General features: G+C 69.0%; 19 protein-coding genes. 1 reads left to right on the top strand and 18 read right to left on the bottom strand.

Features of this window, described 5'->3' with window-relative positions; genetic code table 11:
* From MB1_RS21095 to MB1_RS21085, 3 genes are all read right to left on the bottom strand, one after another.
* Nucleotides 1-789 (bottom strand): MBL fold metallo-hydrolase, encoded by a 789-nt coding sequence (locus MB1_RS21095; RefSeq protein ID WP_066912259.1) that lies wholly within the window; start codon nucleotides 787-789, stop codon nucleotides 1-3.
* A 3-nt stretch (nucleotides 790-792) separates the two neighbouring features.
* A complete protein-coding gene (locus MB1_RS21090) occupies nucleotides 793-1,998 on the bottom strand; it encodes a trans-sulfuration enzyme family protein (protein WP_066912252.1) in 1,206 nt (401 codons plus the stop codon).
* A 111-nt stretch (nucleotides 1,999-2,109) separates the two neighbouring features.
* Entirely contained in the window at nucleotides 2,110-2,961 is an 852-nt protein-coding gene (locus tag MB1_RS21085; protein ID WP_066912340.1) for an oxygenase MpaB family protein, read from the bottom strand.
* A 144-nt stretch (nucleotides 2,962-3,105) separates the two neighbouring features.
* On the opposite strand from MB1_RS21085, the gene MB1_RS21080 reads away from it, so the two are divergent.
* Nucleotides 3,106-3,753, top strand: coding sequence for a TetR/AcrR family transcriptional regulator (locus MB1_RS21080; RefSeq protein ID WP_066912248.1), 648 nt, complete (start codon nucleotides 3,106-3,108; stop codon nucleotides 3,751-3,753).
* Between the two features lie 25 nt (nucleotides 3,754-3,778).
* Here the strand turns inward: MB1_RS21080 and MB1_RS21075 are convergent, their stop codons facing one another.
* The 15 genes from MB1_RS21075 to MB1_RS21005 all read right to left on the bottom strand — a co-directional run bounded on the left by MB1_RS21075 (nucleotide 3,779) and on the right by MB1_RS21005 (nucleotide 19,557).
* The gene (locus tag MB1_RS21075; protein WP_066912337.1) at nucleotides 3,779-4,660 is read right to left on the bottom strand and encodes an oxygenase MpaB family protein; all 882 of its coding nucleotides are present in this window, start codon (nucleotides 4,658-4,660) and stop codon (nucleotides 3,779-3,781) included.
* Between the two features lie 66 nt (nucleotides 4,661-4,726).
* Nucleotides 4,727-5,305 (bottom strand): Rv1363c family protein, encoded by a 579-nt coding sequence (locus MB1_RS21070; RefSeq protein WP_066912244.1) that lies wholly within the window; start codon nucleotides 5,303-5,305, stop codon nucleotides 4,727-4,729.
* Entirely contained in the window at nucleotides 5,292-6,509 is a 1,218-nt protein-coding gene (locus MB1_RS21065) for an MlaD family protein (protein ID WP_066912241.1), read from the bottom strand. The genes MB1_RS21070 and MB1_RS21065 overlap by 14 nt, the downstream gene beginning before the upstream one ends.
* On the bottom strand, nucleotides 6,506-7,555 hold the full coding sequence (locus MB1_RS21060) for an MCE family protein (protein WP_066912238.1): 1,050 nt from the start codon (nucleotides 7,553-7,555) through the stop codon (nucleotides 6,506-6,508). The genes MB1_RS21065 and MB1_RS21060 overlap by 4 nt, the downstream gene beginning before the upstream one ends.
* Nucleotides 7,552-8,688, bottom strand: coding sequence for an MCE family protein (locus tag MB1_RS21055; RefSeq protein ID WP_066912334.1), 1,137 nt, complete (start codon nucleotides 8,686-8,688; stop codon nucleotides 7,552-7,554). Before MB1_RS21055 ends, MB1_RS21060 begins: the two co-directional genes overlap by 4 nt.
* A gap of 20 nt (nucleotides 8,689-8,708) precedes the next feature.
* Nucleotides 8,709-9,770 (bottom strand): MCE family protein, encoded by a 1,062-nt coding sequence (locus MB1_RS21050; RefSeq protein WP_369406879.1) that lies wholly within the window; start codon nucleotides 9,768-9,770, stop codon nucleotides 8,709-8,711.
* Nucleotides 9,767-10,789 (bottom strand): MCE family protein, encoded by a 1,023-nt coding sequence (locus MB1_RS21045; RefSeq protein ID WP_066912235.1) that lies wholly within the window; start codon nucleotides 10,787-10,789, stop codon nucleotides 9,767-9,769. The genes MB1_RS21050 and MB1_RS21045 overlap by 4 nt, the downstream gene beginning before the upstream one ends.
* A complete protein-coding gene (locus MB1_RS21040) occupies nucleotides 10,786-12,168 on the bottom strand; it encodes an MCE family protein (RefSeq protein WP_084352360.1) in 1,383 nt (460 codons plus the stop codon). The genes MB1_RS21045 and MB1_RS21040 overlap by 4 nt, the downstream gene beginning before the upstream one ends.
* Nucleotides 12,169-12,171: 3 nt before the next feature.
* Nucleotides 12,172-13,032: an MlaE family ABC transporter permease gene (locus tag MB1_RS21035; RefSeq protein WP_066912232.1), complete on the bottom strand. Its 861-nt coding sequence runs from the start codon at nucleotides 13,030-13,032 to the stop codon at nucleotides 12,172-12,174.
* Nucleotides 13,033-13,045: 13 nt separating this feature from the next.
* A complete protein-coding gene (locus tag MB1_RS21030; protein ID WP_066912229.1) occupies nucleotides 13,046-13,855 on the bottom strand; it encodes an MlaE family ABC transporter permease in 810 nt (269 codons plus the stop codon).
* Nucleotides 13,856-13,897: 42 nt separating this feature from the next.
* A complete protein-coding gene (locus MB1_RS21025; RefSeq protein ID WP_066912226.1) occupies nucleotides 13,898-15,439 on the bottom strand; it encodes an aldehyde dehydrogenase family protein in 1,542 nt (513 codons plus the stop codon).
* A gap of 266 nt (nucleotides 15,440-15,705) precedes the next feature.
* The gene (locus MB1_RS21020) at nucleotides 15,706-16,173 is read right to left on the bottom strand and encodes an Lrp/AsnC family transcriptional regulator (RefSeq protein WP_245650299.1); all 468 of its coding nucleotides are present in this window, start codon (nucleotides 16,171-16,173) and stop codon (nucleotides 15,706-15,708) included.
* Complete coding sequence (locus MB1_RS21015; RefSeq protein ID WP_066912220.1) at nucleotides 16,170-17,567, bottom strand: aspartate aminotransferase family protein; 1,398 nt, start codon at nucleotides 17,565-17,567, stop codon at nucleotides 16,170-16,172. Before MB1_RS21015 ends, MB1_RS21020 begins: the two co-directional genes overlap by 4 nt.
* A gap of 113 nt (nucleotides 17,568-17,680) precedes the next feature.
* The gene (lppU, locus tag MB1_RS21010; RefSeq protein ID WP_157084223.1) at nucleotides 17,681-18,349 is read right to left on the bottom strand and encodes an LppU family putative lipoprotein; all 669 of its coding nucleotides are present in this window, start codon (nucleotides 18,347-18,349) and stop codon (nucleotides 17,681-17,683) included.
* Between the two features lie 11 nt (nucleotides 18,350-18,360).
* A complete protein-coding gene (locus tag MB1_RS21005) occupies nucleotides 18,361-19,557 on the bottom strand; it encodes an acetyl-CoA C-acetyltransferase (RefSeq protein WP_066912213.1) in 1,197 nt (398 codons plus the stop codon).
* Nucleotides 19,558-19,641: the final 84 nt, after the last annotated feature.

The raw sequence follows: 19,641 nt of genomic DNA, 5'->3' as shown, positions 1-19,641 counted from the left end.
TCATCCGGCCGCGCGGCGGGCGACGTAGGCGCCGGCGATGTCGCGAAGGCGCTCGCCGGCGAACGGGTCGCCGTGACCGGGGTAGACGATCGACACATCCAGGGTCAGCAGCCGGCGCATGCTGCGCACGTAGTCGTCGACGTTGCTGTGCACGAGCTCGTCGAGCAGGTCGGGAGGGTCGTAGACGACATCGCCGGTGAACAGCGCCCGGTTGTCCCGGTCGTACAGACCGATGCTGCCGGCGGTATGCCCGGGCAGATGGACGACGGTCAGTCGGCGATCGCCCAGGTCGATCACCTCACCGTCGACCAGCCGGCGGGTCGGTTCAACCGGCACCAGGGCGTAGTCGGCCGGCACGTAGTCCGGGTGCGGAAGGGCCTCCACCAAAAGGCCGTTCGGAACACCGATCGAACAGCCGTGGCCGCCGAGGATTTCGTTCAGTTCCTCTCCGAGCAGCGTCCCCTGGCCGGGCAGCTCGGTCGGTTCGAGCTCGTGGGCCCACACCTCGGCGAACTCGTGCGCCGAACCGAGGTGGTCGAGATGGGCGTGCGTCACCACGGCCACCGGAGGACGCCGCGAGAACCCGGCCGCCAATTCGGCGGACAGCGAGGCGACGCCGAGCCCGGTGTCGATCACCAGATCGAGTCGCTCGCCGCGCAGGTACCAGATATTGCCGCGGACGAAGGAGGCGACGTGTGGCTCCCGAATCAGCGTGAGGGCGTCGTCGATCGGGACGACCTCGAACCACCGGTCGGCAACCGGAAGATGCTGCGCACCGGAGGAACTCATGCGTCAGGCGAAGGTGGCGTCGAGCGCCGCGGACAGGTCGGCGATCAGGTCGTCGGGGTCCTCGAGGCCGATCGAGAAGCGCAGGTGGCCGAGGCGGCGAAACTGCTCCGGGTAGTACCGCACCCGCGGACCGTCGGTGCCGACGTGCACGATCAGCGACTCGTCGTGGCCCAGCGAGACCGCGGACGTGATCACCTTCAGGTTCGCGACGAAGCGGTTCTGGGTGTCCGGGTCGCCGTCGACGGCGAAGGCCATCATCGCGCCGAAGCCGCGGCCGCCGAATTGCCGGACCGCCAGGTCGTGCTGCGGATGCGATTCGAGGCCCGGATAGGCGACAAACGCCACCCGCGGATCCTGCTCGAGGAAGGCGGCCACCTTCGGCGCGGACGCGAGGTGGTGGGCCATGCGCAGCGGCAGGGTGATCGAACCGCGGTTGATGATCCAGGCGTTGAACGGGGAGATCACCCCGCCGACGTCGACCATCGCATCCGCCTTGATCCGGTCGATCAGCTCGCGCGAGCCGATCACCGCGCCGCCCATCGCGTCGCCGTGCCCGTTGATGTACTTGGTCAGCGAGTGGACGACCAGGTCGGCGCCGTCGCGCAGCGGCCGGTAGAACGGCGGCGGGGTGAAGGTCGAGTCCACCGACAGCAGCGCCCCGCCGGCGTGCGCGATCTCGGCGACGGCGACGACGTCGGTGACCTTGGTGGTCGGGTTGCCGATCGCCTCGATGTGCACCAGCTTGGTGTTCGGGCGGATCGCCGCGCGCACCGCTTCGGGGTCGGACGCGTCGACGAAGGTTGCTTCGATGCCGTACTTCTGCGGCAGCAGCTCCGCGAACAGCCGCCAGGACGCCTCGTAGGTGACGTCGGCGATCACCGCGTGATCCCCGGTGGACAGGAAGGTGAAGAAGACCCCGTGCAGGGCGGCGACGCCGGACGCCAGAGCGACCGCCGCCTCGCCACCTTCGAGCGCGGCGAGCTTGTCCTGCAGGGCGAGCTGGTTGGCGCCGGAGTTGCGAGTATAGAGCGCGGAATCTGTTGTCGACCAGCTGATCTGCGACGGATCCTCGGGCAGGGCATACGAGTTCGCCATGATCAATGGGGTGCGGATCGCGCCGGAGCCGGCGTCGATCGCGTTGCCGCCGTGGACGGCGAGCGAGTGGTCGCCCAGCGAGGACAGGTCATGCTTGTCGGGTCGTACAGCCATGACACGACCGTATCCCCGCACGGGCGCCGACGGGGACACCGGTCGGGTTCGCGTGACGGCGTTCCCCCGCCGGAGGGAGCATCGCGACGGGCCGACGGCCGGGCGGCGCCATCAGACCAGCGGACGGCCGGTGATGTAGCGCCACCGCAGGTCTGCCAGCAGATACCGGTACGGCAGCTCCCGAACCGGCAGCGGTAGCCGCCGCGCTACCGCGCCGAGCGCGGCCATCAGCCGTTCGAAGCGGCGCTGCCGGCGATCGTCCCAGTCGATTCGCATCTCGCGGCGGAATTCTTCCGGGAGGAAGCCGGCGGTGAAGAAGAGGTTGACCGGCCCGAGCAGTCGGGACCGGGCGCGACCGGCAAATTCCAGCCGGGCGATCGACAGCAGGTGCTCGCGGATCGTGTCGTCGATCGACACCCTGGCCAGCGATTCGTTCCAGTAGGTGTCGAAGTCGTCTCGGGTGAGCGGCCACATGTCGGCGGGCATCTGCAGGGTGGTGCCGAAGGTGGCGCCCAGTTGGTAGGTGCGCTCACGGTCCGTGGCGGACATCGGGCCGTGCATGAGGCGGTGGACGTCCTCGAAGCCGCGGTAGATGCAGGCGGCGACCCAGCGTTGCAGTTCCGGGTCGAAGGCGTTGTAGGCGACGGGGCTGTCCGCGGTGGAGCGCACCCGGGCGTGCGCGCCGTTGACCGCCTTCTTGTACGCGCGCTTGTCCTCGGCGGTCCCGCGGGCGGCGACCACCAGGTACGTCAGGGTGGTGCGGGTGCGCTTGACGGGATGGTCGAACAGCCGGCCGGACTCCACCCGGCTTTCGTGGACGCCGTAACCGACAGCGAGCCAGGACAATTGCATGATCACGTTCGCCGCCCCGGCGGCCAGTCCGATCGCATCCAGGGCGGGCAGGAACTTCTCGTCCGGATCGTGCGCGGATGCGCGCTCGTCACGCCGAACCGATACCGCCATGGCGACCTCCACACCTCGTCGAACCAATCTGCACACGATCGTACTCAGATAGTCGCCCACGGTCCAGAGCCCGCGACCGCTCGCCGGTCCCGGATTGTCGGACAGCGGGCCACGCGATCGGCCGCGCTCCGTAAGGTCGACACCATGACCGATGACCCCACCACCCCCGGCGCGGCGCCGCGTCGGTACGGGGGTCGGGACGCGGCGGACCGGCAGTCGCAGCGCCGCGCGCAGTTGATCGAGGCCGGGCTCGACCAACTCGGCGCCGGCGAGGCGATCTCGGTGCGCGGTACCTGCAAGCGGGCCGGCCTGGTGGGGCGCTACTTCTACGAATCCTTCACCGACCGAAGCGAACTCACCCGGGCGGTCTACGACCACGTGGTCGAGCGGGTCGCGACCGCCGCCACCGCCGCGGTCGCGGACGCCGGCGCCGACCGGGACACCCTCATCCGTGCCGGGCTGCGCGCGGTCATCCGCACCGTCTCCGCCGATCCGCGGCTCGGTCGGGTGCTCTTCGCCGCCGATCCGGCGCTCGCGGAGTTGCTGACCGCGCGGGCCGAGAGCTCCCGCTTCTTCGTCGGGCTGTTGGCCGGCACCGCCACCGACTTCTACCGGGTCGAGCACGACGACCGACTCGACGCGGTTGCGCATTTCCTGGTCGGCGGCTTCGGGCAGATGGTGACCGCCTGGCTGTCCGGGGCGCCCGCGATGTCGGAGGACCAACTGGTCGACGTCGGCACGGAACTGTTTGCCGCGGTGGCCGGCGCGATCCACCCGACGCCCCCGGACTGACACCACCGATTCCCGGCGGGCGCGCTCAGATCAGCGGCCGCCCGGTCCGCAGCCGCCGCCGCAGGTCCCCCATCATCGCGCGGCTTCCCGCGTGCCGCACGAACTTCGGCAGGAAGCGGTTGACGAAGGCGACGAAGATGAACAGGTGCTCGAAGCGGCGCCGATCGTCCTCGGTCCAGGCCAGTCCCATCTGGGTGCGGAAGATCGGGGCGAGGAAGCCGGTGGTGAGGAACCGCAACAGGTCCCGGAACAGCCATGCGGTGGGCCGATTGATCATCCGCAGGTCGACCAGATCGTTGACGAACTGCCGCTGCCGGTCGTCGATGCTCACCCGTTCGCAGGCCGTGTTCCAGTAGCGGTCGAAGTCGGCGCGGGTGGCCGGCCACATCTGCTCGGTGACCTGCAGGGTGGTACCGAGCGTCGAGGCCCGCCGGTAGAAGTTCTCCCGCTGCTCGTCGGTCATCCGGCCGTGCAGCAATTCGAAGGTGTCCTCGAAACCGATGAACAGGCAGGCGGCGACCCAGAGTTGCAGTTCCCGATGGAAGGCGTTGTAGCGCACCGGACTGTCGGCGTCGGAGTGGACCTGCCGATGGGCGCCGTCGACCGCCCGGCGGTAGGCCTCGCGTTCGGCGTCGGTGCCCAGGATCGCGACAGCCAGGTAGCTGGTGGTGGTTCGCGCACGTTTCCAGGGATGCGCCATCAGCGCTCCCGATTCCACCCGGCTCTCCATCACCCCGTAGGCGACCTCGGGCCAGCCCAGCTGCATGGCGACATTGGCGGCGGCGCCGGCAAACGACCAGAAGTCCAGGGCATCGGTCAGATCCGGTCTGCTGCGGGCGAAGCGGCGGCGCGGGGTGGTGGCGATACGAATACGGGTCTCCGCGGTGGTCAGGCTCGACGGACCCAGCGGGTTGTCGAGGTAGACGGTGCGGCCCGTTGGCGGCTCGCCGGCGAGGGGGTCGGGCTCCACGGGTCAGACCGTTTCGACGTTGTCGACCAACCAGCGGTCGCCGTCGCGCACCATCGAGATCACCATGCGGTACTTCTGGCTGTTGCCTTCGGGTGCGGTCACATTGGTGGCCTGTTGGTCGGCGAAGACCAACACCACGGCGGTCGCGCCGTCGATGCTCTCGACCGCGACGTGGTCGGCGGTGGCGGTCGCCCGCCCCTGCCCGTCGGTGACCACGTCGCTCAGGACGTCGACCATCTGCACGTAGCGGTCGGCGAAGTCGCCGGTCGACATCCCCACGATCGTGTCGCGGTTGGCGTCGAGGTTCTGGAAGTCGAACGACGACATCGCGATCGCGTATTCGCGAGCGGTGTCGACCGCATCGGCGCGCAACGCGTCATCGCTGCGGTACTCGAATGTGCGGTAGCCGAGCACACCGAGGGAGGCGATCGCGGCGAGCAGGGCGATCGCCAGGACGATGATCGTGCGCCGGCCGGTGCGGGGCCGGCCCGGCCCGTCGCTCGGCTCCCGACCATCGGGGGCTTCGTTGTCGGCCGCCTCGAGGTGGGTGGGCGCAGCCGTGGAGACGTCAGCGGGGGGCATCGGAGAGTCCTTCCATCAGGGAGCGCCAGTAGCCGAGCGCTTCGATTCCGGTGGGGATGAGGATCGGGTCCGCGGCTATCGGTGGACCGATGGTGTCGCCCGGGGTGGTCAGGCCCTGCAGGCCGAGGTCGTTGGGGCGTGGCGCGTTCATCGCACCGCGCTGGGACAGGTTGGGCGCCGGTGGGCAGTAGAGGCCGAGGTTCGGCTCCACCGGGGTCAGGTCGCCGACGGCGCGTCGCTCGGTCGGGTAGTTGCAGACCGGCCCCTGGGTGGCGACCAGGGTGAAGTTGGCGCGGTCTCCGGACACGATCGACGACAGTTGCGCGAGGCCGTACGGGATCGCGTCCAGTCCGGTGGCCAGCGAGGCGGTGCGATCGGCGATGATCGGTTGGACGGTCGCAAGATTCAGCAACACCTGCCCGAAGGTGCCGTGGTAGGTGTCGAAGAGGCCGCGGGCCCGGTCGAGCGCCGCGGGGGAACTGTCGAGCAGGTACACCAGGGTCGGGCCGTTGGCGTCGAGACCGCCGGTGACCTCGCGGGCCGCGGCGATCCCGCGCACGAGTTGCTCCGAATGTTGGGCGGTGGTGGTGATCAGCGACGTCGATCGGGTGATCAGGTCGCGGATCTCCTCGGCTCGCGCGTCGAGACGCTCCGCGATCTGCCCGCCGCCGTCGATCATCGTGACCAGGTCGGAGTCGAGGCCCCGGAAGGATGCGCCGAGTTCGTCACCGAGGGTGGCGATGTCGTTCGGGTCGATCGAGCGCAGCAGGCCGCCGGCCTCGAGCAGGATGCGATCCATCTGGACCGGTTGGGCATCGGCGGGCGCCGGCACCTCGTCGCCGGTGACCAGGTACGGCGGCCCGTCGGAATGCGGCCGGATGTCGACGTTCTGGATGCCGGCCGCGGTGCTCATCGTCACCAACGCGACGCTGTCGGCGGGTACCGGAATGTCGCCGCCGATCGAATACTCCACGCGCACCGAGCCGTCCGGTTGCAGTCCGACCGAGCTGACCCGGCCGATCTGGACGCCGCGGTAGCTGACCCCGGTACCGGCGGTCAGGCCGAGGGCATCGGTCATCGTCGAGTGCACGTACACCCGCCCGGTGAGACCCTGGGGGCCGGCGACGTCGTACACCCCGTAGGGGATGACGACGATCGCCACCAGGACGAACAGGATCAGCTGTCCCAGCGCGAGCCGGCTCATCCGCCTCCTCCGGTCAGCAGTCCGTGAATGGTGTCCTGCACGGGATCGGATCGGTTGGGGGACGCCATGCCCCCGGTGATCACCGCGTCGATGCCGCCGGGAATGTCGAGGGCTCCGTCGAAGAGCAGGTAGTCGCCGGCGACCGCGGCCCGGAAGGCGTCGAGGAAGGTGGTGACGTTGGTCAGGGTGGCGCCGATGCGGTCGTTGAAGGCGTCCATGGCGGCGACGACGTCGGCGGCGTCACCGACCAGGGCATCGGGGCCCGCGGGCATCCGGGCGAGCAGCGCGTTGGTCTGCGTGGCCAACCGGGAGGTCGAGGAGATCAGCGAGGCGATCGCGTCGCGCTGTTGCACCAGCATGTCGACAACGGGTGGCAGGCTGTCGAGGTAGTTGTCGAGAACATCACGGCGGGCGAGGTAGTGGGCGGAGACGTCCTGTGCGAGGGCGAGGGCGCGGGCCAGGTCGTCCTCGTGGTCGGCGGCGGTCCGCATCAGGTCGGTGAGGGTGGCGGTCAGGTCGCGCACCCGGTCGGAGCGCCCGTCGAAGGCGACGTTCAGCTCGCGCACGATGCCGTCGAGTTGGTCGAGGCCGCTGCCGCCGAGGACCGCACCGAGGGCGGCGAAGGCGGTTTCGACCTTGGGACCGATCTCGGTGCGCGATTCGATGATGACGTCCCCCGCCGCGAGCGCGGCCCCCTCGGGTTGCTGCGGTTGGATCAGACGGATGTAGGGGCTGCCGAGTGCGGTGGGGATCTCCACCGCCGCTTCGATATTGCGCGGCAGCTCGACCGCCGATTCCAGGCTCAGGGTGACCGCCGCGCCGACGGTGTCGGTGTGCAGCTGGGCGACCCGGCCGATCACCCGCTGCGCCAGGCGCACATCGGCGCCGTTGACCAGTCCGTCGGCGGTGGCGATCTGCAGGGTGACCCGGTAGGCGTCGCCGTCGGCGGAACGCCCCAGCGGCAGATCCTGAATGCCGACACCGCATCCGGTCAGCAGCAGGGCGGACAGCGCGGCGACCGGCACCATCCGGGCACGCCCCCTCATGGGGTTCCTCCCGTGGTCGGGGCGCCGCCGGTGAGGGCCGAGACGATGCCGAGCGGGTCGGAGGCGCTGATCGGGAAGGCGATCGGATTGGTGAATCCCGCACCGGTGCACAGCGGCAGCGGATGTTCGGCGCATAGGGGCGCGGCGACCGCGAACTGGGTGAGGGTGGTGGTGACGTTCAGCCGGATCCGTCCGCGGTGATCGGGCCCCACCGAGTCGCCGAGATTCTGCATCAGCAGTGGGACGAGGTCCATGAATTCCGCCAGGCCGGCTTGATGGTCGGCGGCGGTGGCGCTGAGGGTCTCGACGTTGCCGGCGATCGCGCCGAGTTGATCGCCGTTGGCGGCCATGAAGGCGTTGATCTGGTCGAAGAGGGTGCGCAGGTCGGCCAGCGGCTCGGTGACGTCGAGATCCTGTCCCGCCCAGCTGTCCCCGAGGACCGCCAGGTCCTGTACGAGCCCGTCCAGGGAGGTCTGCCGGGCGTCGAGGGCGGCGTACAACCTGGTCAATGCGGTGACCAACTGGTCGAGGTCGGCGGTATGCGCACCGATCACCCCGGTCGCGCCGGCGAGTGCGCGCATCGCGGTGTTGAAGTCCTCACCGTGGCCGGCCCAGGTATCCGCGCCGCGGGCGAGGACCGCTCCGAGGTTTCCGCCGTCGTTGCCGAGGGTGTCGGTCAGGGTGTTGATGCTGCCGAGCAGGGTGTCGAAGTCGATGGGGGCGGCGGTCCGTTCGACCGGGATCTCCTCGCCGTCGCCCAGGGTGGCGCCGCCGGTATAGGCCGGCGACAGTTCGACGTGGCGGTCGCTGACCAGCGATGGGTTGAGGATGTACGCCGATACGTCGGCGGGGATGTCGATCCCGTCGGGCATCGAGAGTCCGACGCGCACCGAGGTGCCCTGCGGCTGCACGGATGTCACCGTTCCGACGTCCACGCCGAGCACGGTGACGGCGCTGCCGACGTTGATGCCGCCGACGGTGACGAAGTTCGCGTAGAAGGTCTGCCGTCGATCGGTGCTGCCGAAGACGAACCAGCCGGCCGCCGCGATCAGCGCGAGCACCACCACCGCGGAGATCGCCCGACGCCGGCGCGGCGAGCGGGATGTCGCCGCCGATTCGACCGGTACATCGATCGAGGGCTCGGGCGCGGATGTCACCGGCACGGGCTCATCACCCCCAACGCGCAGAGCAGATTGTCGGGGATGACCGCGGACGGCGAGTGCACATCGGTCCAGGTGCCGTTGCCGGTCGCATTGGTCAGCGCCCGCAGTGACGGCGGCATCTTCTGCATCACGGCGTCGATGGCCGCGATGTTCCGGTCGAGGGTGTCGGTGACCCGCACCAGATTCGGGATGAGTTGGTTGATGTCGGCGTTGGTGGCGGCGAAGGTCGTCGAGACCCGGTCGAGGACGATGCGCAGGTTCGCGACCAGGCCGACGAGCGCGTCGCGGCGGGTGACGAGGGTCGCCACGATCGTGCGACTGTCGGCGGCGATCGTGGCGATCGACTCGGATTGTTGGGCAACCAGATCCGTCAGATCCCGGGAGGCGGACAGCAATCGGTCGAGCTGTTCGCTGTTGTCGGCGATCAACGCGGAGGCGCTGCGGATACCCGCGAGAGCGGCCCCGATATCGGCGGGATCACCGGGCATAACCTCGGTCAGGGTGTGCATCATCGTTTCCATCGAGGCGGTGTCGATGTCGTCGCGGACGGCGACGGTCGCGGCGCCCAGGTCGTCGAGGCTGAACGGAACGGTCGTGCGCGACAGCGGGATCACCCGGGCGTCGGGCCCGTCGGGGACCTGTCCGCGGGGCACGATCTCGAGATAGCGGCGCCCCAGGACGGTCTGGAGCCGCACGGTGGCGGTCGACCGGTCGCCGACCGTGCGGGCGTCGTCGAGGCGCAGGTCGACCCGGACCCGGTCGCCGGCCAACGCGATCGTCTCCACCCGGCCGACGGGTACGCCGGAGACGTAGACGGCGTCACCGCTGCGCAGGCCCGACGCATTGGCCAGTTCGACCACGTAGGGCTCGGTCCGCCAGAGGTACCAGGCATGCGGGATGGCGATGCTGGCGACCAATCCGGCGATCAGCAGGGCGATTCCGACCGCTCCCAGGGTCAGGGGAACCGATGTTCCGGCGCGCCGCTCCCCTTTGACGACAAAGAGCAGCACGCCGACGAACCGATCGATCAGCCGGACCAGCAGCATCATCATCGGCAGACCTCCGAGTGGGCGGTGCCGAAGAGGTTGGCGTTCTGTTGCCCGGCCTCAAGGGTGAAGTTGCACAGGTAGAGCGACAGGAAGCTGCCGTAGCTGCCCATCCGGTTGATCGTGTCGGCGAATTCGGGGACGGTGGTGAGGAATCGCTCGAATTCGGCGGTGGTCGCGTTCCAGGTGTCGGTGGTCTCCCGCAGATCGGCCACCGTGCGGGTGTAGTCCCCGTTCGAGCGGGCGACCGCGCCGGCGAGGGTGGCGACGGTGGCGCTGCCCTGGTCGAGCAACGTGGTGACGTCGGCGTTGCTCCCGACGACGGCACTCGACAGGGCCGCCACCCCGGACAGCAGGTCCCGCAGTTCGGGGGTGCGGCGGTCGACCGATTCGAGCAACTGGGTGAGGTTGGCGACCAGGGCGGTGAAGACCTGCTGTTGATCGCCGACCGCGTTGCCGACCACGCCGATCGTGTGCACCAGTTGGGCGATCGATCCGCCCTGGCCGGAGAAGGTGTCGACGAAGGAGCGGGTCAATTGGTTGGTCTGCTCCGGGTCGAGCGCGTCGAACAGCGGTTTGAAGCCGTTCATCAGCGCGGTCAGGTCGAGCGGTCCGGTGGTGCGCTCGGAGGGGATGATCCCGCCGGGCTCGAGGATGTCGGCGGGGTCGGGGGTGACGCCGGTCAGATCGAGGAAGCGGGCTCCGAGCATGTCACCGTAGCGAATTCCCGCGGCGACGTCGGCGGGCAGCCGGTAGTCCCGTTGTATCTCGATGTCCACCAGGGCGATCGCCGTCCCGTCGGCGGCATCGCGAATCGAGATACCGTCGACGCGGCCCACCCGGACCCCGGAGATCATCACCGGGTTGCCGACGGAGAGCCCGTCGATATCGTCGAACTCGACACCGTAGCTATCGGTCGAACCCCGCACCGGTACCGACAGGGTGTTGACCACCAGTGCGCCGCAACCGATACCGATCGTGCAGTACAGGGCGACCGAGGCCCATTGCCGTGCGGTGACCTTCATCGCAGCGTCACCTCGGTGCCGCGGATCAGCGGGCCGAGCATGACCACCGACGCCGCCTCCGGTCCGTTCGCCTCCGACGACGCAGGCACGGTGATCCCGAGGTGGCGCTCGATCAGATCGAGGATGGGGGCCTCGGCGGCCGGGTCGACGATCGGACCGGGTCCCACGACGGGTCCGACCACGGGGCCGGGGACGGCGGGAACGGTACCGGGAACGCCGACGACGCCCGCATCGAGGGCGGAATCGACGGTGGGATCGGCGACCCGGGCCGGGTCCAGCGGTGACTGCGCTTCGTCCGGGGCGTCCGACAGCGGATTGGTGCGCGGCGCGGCGGTTCCGGTGGCGGCGCCGCAGTTGGGACCGGTCAGCGCACCGTAGCGCGGGCAATCCGCGGGACCGTAGGGCAGCGGATCGGAAAACGACGGCACCGCGGTGATGTCGAAGCGGCCCGAGGAGAAGACGACGGCGGCGGTGCGCCCGAAACTGTTGGCCTGGTCGATCGTTCGGGTCAGCCCGTCGGCGTTGGCGGCGGTGGTCGCCAGGATCGCCCCCGAGGCGTCGATCACCGTGGTCAGCGACTCCCGGTTGGTGTCCAGGAAAGCGTCGACCACGGGCGCGAACCCGGCGGCGGAGGTGAGCGCGGCATCGAAGGACTCCCGGTGGTCGGCCAGTTGCCGCGACAGCGAGGTCGCCGAGGCGAGCATGTCGAGGGTGTCCGGTGCGGCGCGGTCGATCGCGTCGAGCACCGTCACCAGATCGGGGGTGCTGTTCAACAGGTCCCGCAGCGCCGGCGCCAAGGTATCCGCGGCGGAGCTCCAGTGGTCGATCGATGCGCCGATCCGCTCGCCCCGGCCGTCGACCGCGCGCCCGATCGCGGTGAGCGCGACCTGCACCTGCTGCGGATGCATGCGGTCGAGGATGTCGAACATGCGGGTGTAGATGTCGTACAGGGCAACCGCGTCCGGTCCGGTATCGGCGTCGATGCGGGCGCCGTCCGCGAGCGTCATTGTCGTCCCGGCGCCGGCGGGGACGAGCTGGATGTAGATGTCGCCGAAGAAGGTTCGTGGCACCACTCGAGCGACAACGTCGGCCGGAATGCGGTCGAGGACCTCACGCCCGATCGACAGTCGCACCGTCGAGGTCAACAGGCCGGCCTCGATGGCGGCGATGCGCCCGACGTTGACCCCGGCGTAGCGCACCGGCGCCTCCCCGGTGATCAGTCCGGCCTCCGCGGGCAGGTCCACCGAGACCGTGGCGTCGCGATCGAGGCCACCGGTCCCGCGCAGCACCATCAGGATCGCCACGCCGACACCGACCACCACGAAGGCGGCGCCGCGCACCGCCAATGCCGTCCGGGTCGGCCCACCCGCCCGCGCCATCCGCTACACCCCCATTCCGGGGATCTGCGGGACGAGCCCCCACAGCGCGAAGGTCATCAACACGTCCAGGATGCCGATCGCGAGAATCGCTGTGCGCAGGGCACGTCCGGCCGCACGGCCGACCCCGGCGGGACCGCCCGAGGCGTAATAGCCGTAGGCGCAGTGCACCAGGGCGACCACTACGGCGAAGACCACCGCCTTGATCATCGAATAGATCAGGTCCTGTGGTTGCAGGGCGAGGTGGAAGAAGTAGTCGTAGGTGCCCGCAGATCCGGTTCCCCACCACACGACCACCAGCCGCGTCGACAGGTAACTCGCCAGCAGGCCGATCATGTAGATCGGAATGACGCAGACCACCGCGGCCAGGACCCGGGTGCCGGCGAGGAACGGGATCGACCGAATCGCCATGGTGTCCAGGGCGTCGATCTCGTCGGAGATGCGCATCGCCCCGATCTGGGCGGTGAAGCCGGTACCGACCTTGGCGGCCAGGGCGATCGCGACGACCACCGGCGCCAGCTCCCGGGTATTGGCGATCGCCGAGAGCATGCCGGCCATCGTGCTCATGCCGACCAGTTCGAGGCCGCGCTGGGTTTCGACGCCGAGGGTCATCGCGGCGGCCAACGACATCGCGAAGACGATGCCGACGGTGCCGCCGCCGGCCAGGATCGAGTTGGTCCCGAAACTGACCTCACTGATCTGGGTGAGCACATGCCGGCGGTAGCGGGTGAGCGCAAACGGCAGCGATGCCACTGTGCGCCAGTAGAAGCCGACGTGCAGCCCGATATCGGCCAGCACGGCTACCGCACCGTGCGCCGGGCGCAGGGCGGCGCGAGTCACCCGCACCCGGGTGTCGAAGGCGACCATCAGCGTGCGCTCATCAGTAGGCGCCCACGGCCGGCACGATCACGCTGTACAGCGCGGACAGCGCGGTATTGATGATGAAGACCAACGCGAACGCCATGACCACCGCCTCGTTGACCGCATCGGCGATACCGCGGGCGCCCCCCTTGGCGTGCAAGCCCTTGAACGTGGCGACCAGAGTAGAGACCAGACCGAAGACCGCCGCCTTGAACATCGCCATGATGAAGTCGGCCAACCGCCCGTACTGGGTGAACGTGGCCATGAAGTCGCCGGCCGGAAGATGTTGGACGTAAATGTGATACAGGTAACAGGCCAGCACACCGCCGAAGGTGACCATCGCACACATCGCGAGCGAGACGACCAGCGCGCCGACCAGCCGCGGCGCCACCAGCCGCTCGACCACGTCGATGCCCATGACCTCCATCGCGTCGATCTCCTCGCGGATCTTGCGCGACCCGAGGTCGGTACAGATCGCCGAGCCCGCGACACCCGCCATCATCAGCGCGCACACCAGCGCGGAGGCCTGCCCGACGATCACGAAGGCCACCACCGCCCCCGAGTAACCGCCCGCACCGATGCGCCCGGCCAGTTCACCTACCGAGACGGCGATGAAGACGCCTATCGGAATCATCAACAGCAGTGAGGGTCCGGTGCTGACGCGGCCGATCGCCAGGGTCTGGGTGACCGTCTCGTGCAGGGACAGGCGCCGGGCGAGCAGGACGCGAATGAGCCCGATGATCGCCTCGACGGAGAAGCCGATCAGGTAGCCGCCCTGTTGGGCGACATCGCGCACCGGCCCCTTGGCCACCGGCAGTTCGTACGTCACCTCGGCCCACCGCCCGGCTCAGCTGTGCGGGTCAACGGGCGCTCACCGTCCGTGTCGCATGCGCAGCATCCAGCGCGAGATCGTCATGTCCCGCCGTTTGCGATCGAAGGTGAGCAGATTGAGCGGCGCCGGGAACCGTTGCCGGGTGACCGCTTTCGGCCGGGAGAATTCGCGCAGCCCGTCGGCGCCGTGGATGCGTCCGAAACCGGAGTCGCCGACCCCGCCGAAGGGCAGCGCGCCGATACCGGCGAAGCCGAGGACCGAGTTGATCGACACCATGCCGCAACGCAATTCGTCGGCGATGCGGGTGCCGGTCGCCCGGTCGGCGGTGAAGACCGAGGCGCCGAGCCCGTAGGAGGTCGCGTTGGCGCGTCGCACCGCCTCGTCGAGACTCGCCACCCGTTCGATCACCAGGGTCGGCCCGAAGGTCTCCTCGGTTGCGGCGCTGCTCTCGGCGGGAACATCGGTCAGCACGATCGGCGCGATCCGACGGCCGGTGAAGGCGTCCGCGCCACCGACGATCGCCGTAGCCCCGGCGGCGATCGCCTCGGTGACCTGATCGCGCACGATATCGACCTGCCGCGGCAGCGTCATCGGGCCGTAAGCGGGTGCGGGACCGGTGAGCGTGAGCTTCTCCGCCCGGCTGCGCACCTCGACGAGAAACTGTTCGTAGACCGGGGATTCGACCAGCACCCGCTCGACTCCGGCGCAGGTCTGGCCGGCGTTGCCGAGGCCACCGAAGACGGCGAAGTCCGCGGCGGCGGGCAGGTCGGCGTCCGCGGCGACGATCAGCGCGTCCTTGCCGCCGCCCTCGACCACCAGCGGTGTCAGGCTCTGCGCACACGTGGCCATCACCCGTCGGGCGGTCGCGGCGGATCCGGTGAAGGCGACCTTGTCCACCCCGGCCCGGACGAGCGCGTCACCGGTCGCGCCGGGGCCGACGATCACCTGGACGACCGGTTCCGGGGCACCGAGCTCCGCCCAGAAGGCGGCGAGCCGGGCGCCGACGCCGGGGGTCAATTCGCTCGGTTTGAAGACGATCGCGTTGCCGGCCGCCAGGGCGTAGGAGATCGATCCCATCGGCGTATAGGCCGGATAGTTCCACGGTCCGATCACCCCGACGACGCCCATGGGCTCGTATCCGACGCTGGCCGCCTGGTTGGCGCTGACGATGCCCGGCGAGACGCTGCGCCGCCGCAGGACCCGGCGGGCGTTGCGGCCGGCCCAGTCGAGATGTTCGACCGCCAACATCACCTCGAGCAGGGCGTCGTCGATCGGCTTGCCGGTTTCGGCGGCGATCACCTCGGCGAGGTCGTCGGCGCCGCGGGCGATCGCCCGCTTCCACCGCTTCAACCAGGCGCGGCGGCCGTCGAAGCCCTGCGCGCGCCACCAGGCCGCGGCCGTGCGGGCACGTTCGACGGTCGCGGTGACCGCGTCGGCATCGGTGACCGCGTATCGGCCGAGGGGGCGCCCGGTGCGCGGATCGGTGATGACCAGAACGTCGGGGGCGCTCGTTGCGTCCGGACCCGCCGCTCCGTCGATCGGCTCACCCGCCGCAGGGTCGGTGGTGATCTCGCGCGTCATCGCCGGCTCCTCCCAAGGATCACATCAAATATATTTGGTGTGATTTAGTATGCGCTGGATCACACTAGGACGCCAGGGCCCTGTCGACAACCCCCAAAAAAGAAACAAACCCGGCCGGTGGACGGGAAAACGCCCCGCATATGCCCACCGAACCGGAAAAGGACACGGCCACTCCCGCTGCCGCGTCGAGCGTCATCCCCCACCAACGACACAACCGCCGTCGACCGGGATCTCCCGGCCGACGGCGGTCGCGTCATGTACTGCTGCTACCGAACGCCCCAGCTGTAGACCTGTTTGCGCAGATCCAGGTACATGAAGGTCTCGGTCTCGATCACACCCTCGATCGACCGAATCCTTCCGGAGACCACCTCGAGCAGATGCTCGTCGCTCTCGCAGAGCACCTCGACCAGCAGGTCGAAGGAGCCGGCGGTGATCACCACGTACTCGGCCTCGTCGAGTTCGGCGATCCGGTCGGCGACCGGCTCGAGCGGCCCGGTCGCCTTGACCCCGATCATCGCCTGGCGGGCGAAGCCGAGCTGCAGCGGATCGGTCACCGCGACCACCTGCACCACGCCGGTATCGACAAGGCGCTGAACCCGCTGTCGTACGGCGGCCTCCGACAGTCCCACGGCTTTGCCCATCGCCGCGTACGACCGTCGGCCGTCCTGTTGGAGTTGCTCGATGATCGCCTTGCTGACGTCGTCGAGTATCGGGCGCGATCGTTTTGCGGTCACACCAGCGATGATGCCTTCTCGAGCACCACGCGCAGAATCTGCTCCATCTCGTCGAACTGTTCCTGACCGCAGATCAGCGGCGGCGCGAGCTGGACCACCGGGTCGCCACGGTCGTCGGCCCGGCAGTACAAGCCCTCGGCGTAGAGCTGCTTGGAGACGAATCCGTAGAGGATGCGCTCGGATTCCTCGTCGGTGAAGCTCTCCTTGGTCTCCTTGTCCTTGACCAATTCGATGCCGTAGAAGTACCCGGCGCCGCGCACATCACCCACGATCGGGATGTCCTTCAGCTTCGAGAGCGTGGCCAGCAGCGCGGATTCCTTGTCGCGCACGCCTTCCAGCAATGCCTCGCGCTCGAAGATGTCCAGGTTGGCCATGGCGACCGCGGTGGCCACCGGGTGCCCGCCGAAGGTGTAGCCGTGCGAGAAGCTGTTGGTGCCCTCCAGGAACGGCTCCATCAACCGGTCCGAGGCGATCATCGCGCCGAGCGGTGCGTAGCCGGAGGTCAATCCCTTGGCGCAGGTGATGATGTCCGGCTGGTAGCCGTAGCGCTCGGCGCCGAACATGTAGCCGAGGCGTCCGAAGGCGCAGATGACCTCGTCGGAGACCAGCAGGACGTCGTACTGGTCGCAGATCTCGCGGACCCGCTGGAAGTATCCGGGCGGCGGCGGGAAACAGCCACCGGCGTTCTGCACCGGCTCGAGGAAGACCGCCGCGACGGTATCGGGACCCTCGTTCTCGATCGCGACCGCGATCTGGTCGGCGGCCCAGAGACCGAACGCCTCCGCGTCGGTGCCGTCCGGACCGGCCGTATTGGCCGGGGCGCGATAGATATTGGTATTCGGCACCCGGAACGTCGAGGGCACCAACGGCTCGAACTGCTGCTTGAGGCCGGGCAGGCCGGTGATCGACAGCGCGCCCTGGGTGGTGCCGTGATAGGCGATCGAGCGGCTGAGCACCTTGTGCTTCAACGGCTTTCCGGTGAGCTTGAAGTAGTTCTTCGCCAGCTTCCAGGCCGACTCGACCGCTTCGGAACCACCGCTGGTGAAGAAGACCCGGTTGAGGTCGCCCGGGGCGTAACCGGCTACCCGCTGGGCCAATTCGATGGCGGTCGGGTGCGCATAGGACCACAGCGGCATGAACGCCAACTCGCGGGCCTGCGCCGCGGCGGCTTCGGCCAATTCCTCACGACCGTGACCAACCTGGGTGACGAACAGTCCGGACAAACCGTCGAGGTACCGCTTGCCCTCGATGTCGTAGATGTACGCGCCCTCGCCGCGGGTCATGATCGGAACGGGTGCATCCCGATAGGACGAGTAGCGCGTGAAGTGCATCCACAGGTTGTCCTTCGCGCCTTGCTGCAAGCGATCGTAACGAGATGGCGTGTCCGGGGTCATACCTTCAATGGTGCCCAACCTGCGACAGTTCGGCAACCGATTCAGCGTTAGATTCCGTTTGGTCCCACTGATTTCGTCGTTGTTACGGGGTTGGAACGCCGATTTCGCGAGGCCTATCCACCGGGCGACGGGGCCGGCGGAGGCGGCGTGAACATCTCCTGGACGCAGACGACAAATTTGCGGACCGAATAGGCGTATCCACCTCCGCCACCGCAGGCGTCGACAGAGTCGGTGCCCTCGAGGATGCGGGTCGCCCGGCTGACGAACGTCGCAGCGGGATCGGCGCAATCGACCCGGCTCGCGGGCTGGTCGAGGGGAACGGTCATACAACCGTCGACCACCCAGTCGATGTCGAGGCACAGCGCGCCCTGCTCGACCCCGTTGACCGTCTCGTAATAGACCTGGTCGGTGTCCGCCGGGCATTCGGTGCTCTGCCGAACCGTCTGGGAGACGCGGTAGTTCGCGGTCGGACTACCGCAGACCGCCGGAGCGGCCGCGGCGGTGGCGGTACCGCCGGACAGCGCGACGCAGTCGCCGGCGCCCACCGGTACGCCGGTCAGCGTGACCTCGGAGCCGGTGGTGGTCGTCGGGGTCGACGTCGTGGCGTCCGCAGCGGTCGTGGTCGATGCGGGTGCCGTGGTCGATGCGGTGGTCGTCGCGTCGGCCGCGGTGGTGGTCTCGTCGGTGGACGCCGAACATGCCGCAGCCGCGACCGTCATGGAGACGGCCGCGGCCACCAGCAGTCCACGCCTGATCGAACCGGGCAGCGTGGCCCCCTTCACGATGTCGTGGGTCAGTTGCTCGGCACCCGAACGATCAGGGCGTCACCCTGTCCGCCGCCGCCGCAGAGCGCGGCCGCGCCGATGCCACCGCCGCGACGCTTGAGCTCGAGCGCCAGGTGCAGGGTAATCCGCGCGCCGGACATCCCCAGGGGGTGGCCGATCGCGATGGCGCCGCCGTTGACGTTGACGATCTCCGGGGAGACGCCCAGCTTGGCGGTCGAGGCGATGCCGACCGCGGCGAAGGCCTCGTTGATCTCGATCAGGTCGAGGTCGGCGGGCGTGATGCCCTCCTTCTCGCAGGCCTTGGCGATCGCATTGGCGGGCTGTTCCTGCAGCGAGGAATCCGGTCCGGCGACGACGCCGTGGGCACCGATCTCGGCGAGCCACTCGAGTCCGAGCTCTTCGGCCTTGGCCTTGCTCATGACGACCACGGCGCAGGCGCCGTCGGAGATCGGGGAGGCATTGCCGGCGGTGATCGTGCCGTCCTTGCTGAAGGACGGGCGCAGCCGGGAGAGCGCCTCGGCGCTGGTGTCGGCACGCACGCCCTCGTCGCGCGCGACGACCACCGGGTCACCCTTGCGCTGCGGGATCGTCACCGGTACGACCTCGTCGTCGAAGAGGCCGTTCTTCCAGGCCGCAGCCGCCCGCTGGTGCGAGGCGGCGGCAAATTCGTCCTGCGCCTCGCGGGAGATCGTGTCGTGGTTGGCGTTGTACGACTCGGTCAGCGAACCCATCGCCTGGTCGGTGAAGATGTCGTAGAGGCCGTCGTAGGCCAGGTGATCGCGCAGGGTGACGTCGCCGTACTTGAATCCGGCGCGCGACTTCTCCAACAGGTGCGGGGCCAGGGTCATCGACTCGGTGCCACCGGCGACGATCACGTCGAACTCGCCGGCGCGGATCAGCTGATCGGCCAGGGCGATGGAATCGACCCCGGACAGACACACCTTGTTGATGGTGATCGAGGGCACGGACATCGGGATGCCACCGGCGACCGCTGCCTGGCGGGCCGGGATCTGCCCGGCGCCGGCGGTGAGGACCTGACCGAAGACGACGTAGTCGACCTGGTCGCCGGTGATGCCGGCCTTCTCCAGGGCGGCCTTTATCGCAACGCCGCCGAGGTCGCTACCGGACTGAGTGCCAAGTCCCCCGGAGAATTTGCCCACCGGGGTCCGAGCCCCCGCCACGATGACCGACGTGGTTGCCGACATGATTACCGCCTTCCGCGTTCATCCGGCCACGCATGGTCTGCGGCCGCTCTGCCTTACTCCCATTGTGCGTCACTACTGGGACGT

The organism is Millisia brevis NBRC 105863, assembly GCF_001552615.1.
GTDB lineage: Bacteria > Actinomycetota > Actinomycetes > Mycobacteriales > Mycobacteriaceae > Millisia > Millisia brevis.
This window is presented reverse-complemented; position numbering and strand designations above follow the sequence as displayed.

Coding starts and splice junctions, on each gene's coding strand:
- MB1_RS21050 (WP_369406879.1), bottom strand. CDS start 9,770: ATGATGATGCTGCTGGTCCGGCTGATCGATCGGTTCGTCGGCGTGCTG.
- MB1_RS21035 (WP_066912232.1), bottom strand. CDS start 13,032: ATGGTCGCCTTCGACACCCGGGTGCGGGTGACTCGCGCCGCCCTGCGC.
- MB1_RS21095 (WP_066912259.1), bottom strand. CDS start 789: ATGAGTTCCTCCGGTGCGCAGCATCTTCCGGTTGCCGACCGGTGGTTC.
- MB1_RS21005 (WP_066912213.1), bottom strand. CDS start 19,557: ATGTCGGCAACCACGTCGGTCATCGTGGCGGGGGCTCGGACCCCGGTG.
- MB1_RS21080 (WP_066912248.1), top strand. CDS start 3,106: ATGACCGATGACCCCACCACCCCCGGCGCGGCGCCGCGTCGGTACGGG.
- MB1_RS21025 (WP_066912226.1), bottom strand. CDS start 15,439: ATGACGCGCGAGATCACCACCGACCCTGCGGCGGGTGAGCCGATCGAC.
- MB1_RS21065 (WP_066912241.1), bottom strand. CDS start 6,509: ATGAGCCGGCTCGCGCTGGGACAGCTGATCCTGTTCGTCCTGGTGGCG.
- MB1_RS21090 (WP_066912252.1), bottom strand. CDS start 1,998: ATGGCTGTACGACCCGACAAGCATGACCTGTCCTCGCTGGGCGACCAC.
- MB1_RS21085 (WP_066912340.1), bottom strand. CDS start 2,961: ATGGCGGTATCGGTTCGGCGTGACGAGCGCGCATCCGCGCACGATCCG.
- MB1_RS21040 (WP_084352360.1), bottom strand. CDS start 12,168: ATGGCGCGGGCGGGTGGGCCGACCCGGACGGCATTGGCGGTGCGCGGC.
- MB1_RS21060 (WP_066912238.1), bottom strand. CDS start 7,555: ATGAGGGGGCGTGCCCGGATGGTGCCGGTCGCCGCGCTGTCCGCCCTG.
- MB1_RS21015 (WP_066912220.1), bottom strand. CDS start 17,567: ATGACCCCGGACACGCCATCTCGTTACGATCGCTTGCAGCAAGGCGCG.
- MB1_RS21070 (WP_066912244.1), bottom strand. CDS start 5,305: ATGCCCCCCGCTGACGTCTCCACGGCTGCGCCCACCCACCTCGAGGCG.
- MB1_RS21045 (WP_066912235.1), bottom strand. CDS start 10,789: ATGAAGGTCACCGCACGGCAATGGGCCTCGGTCGCCCTGTACTGCACG.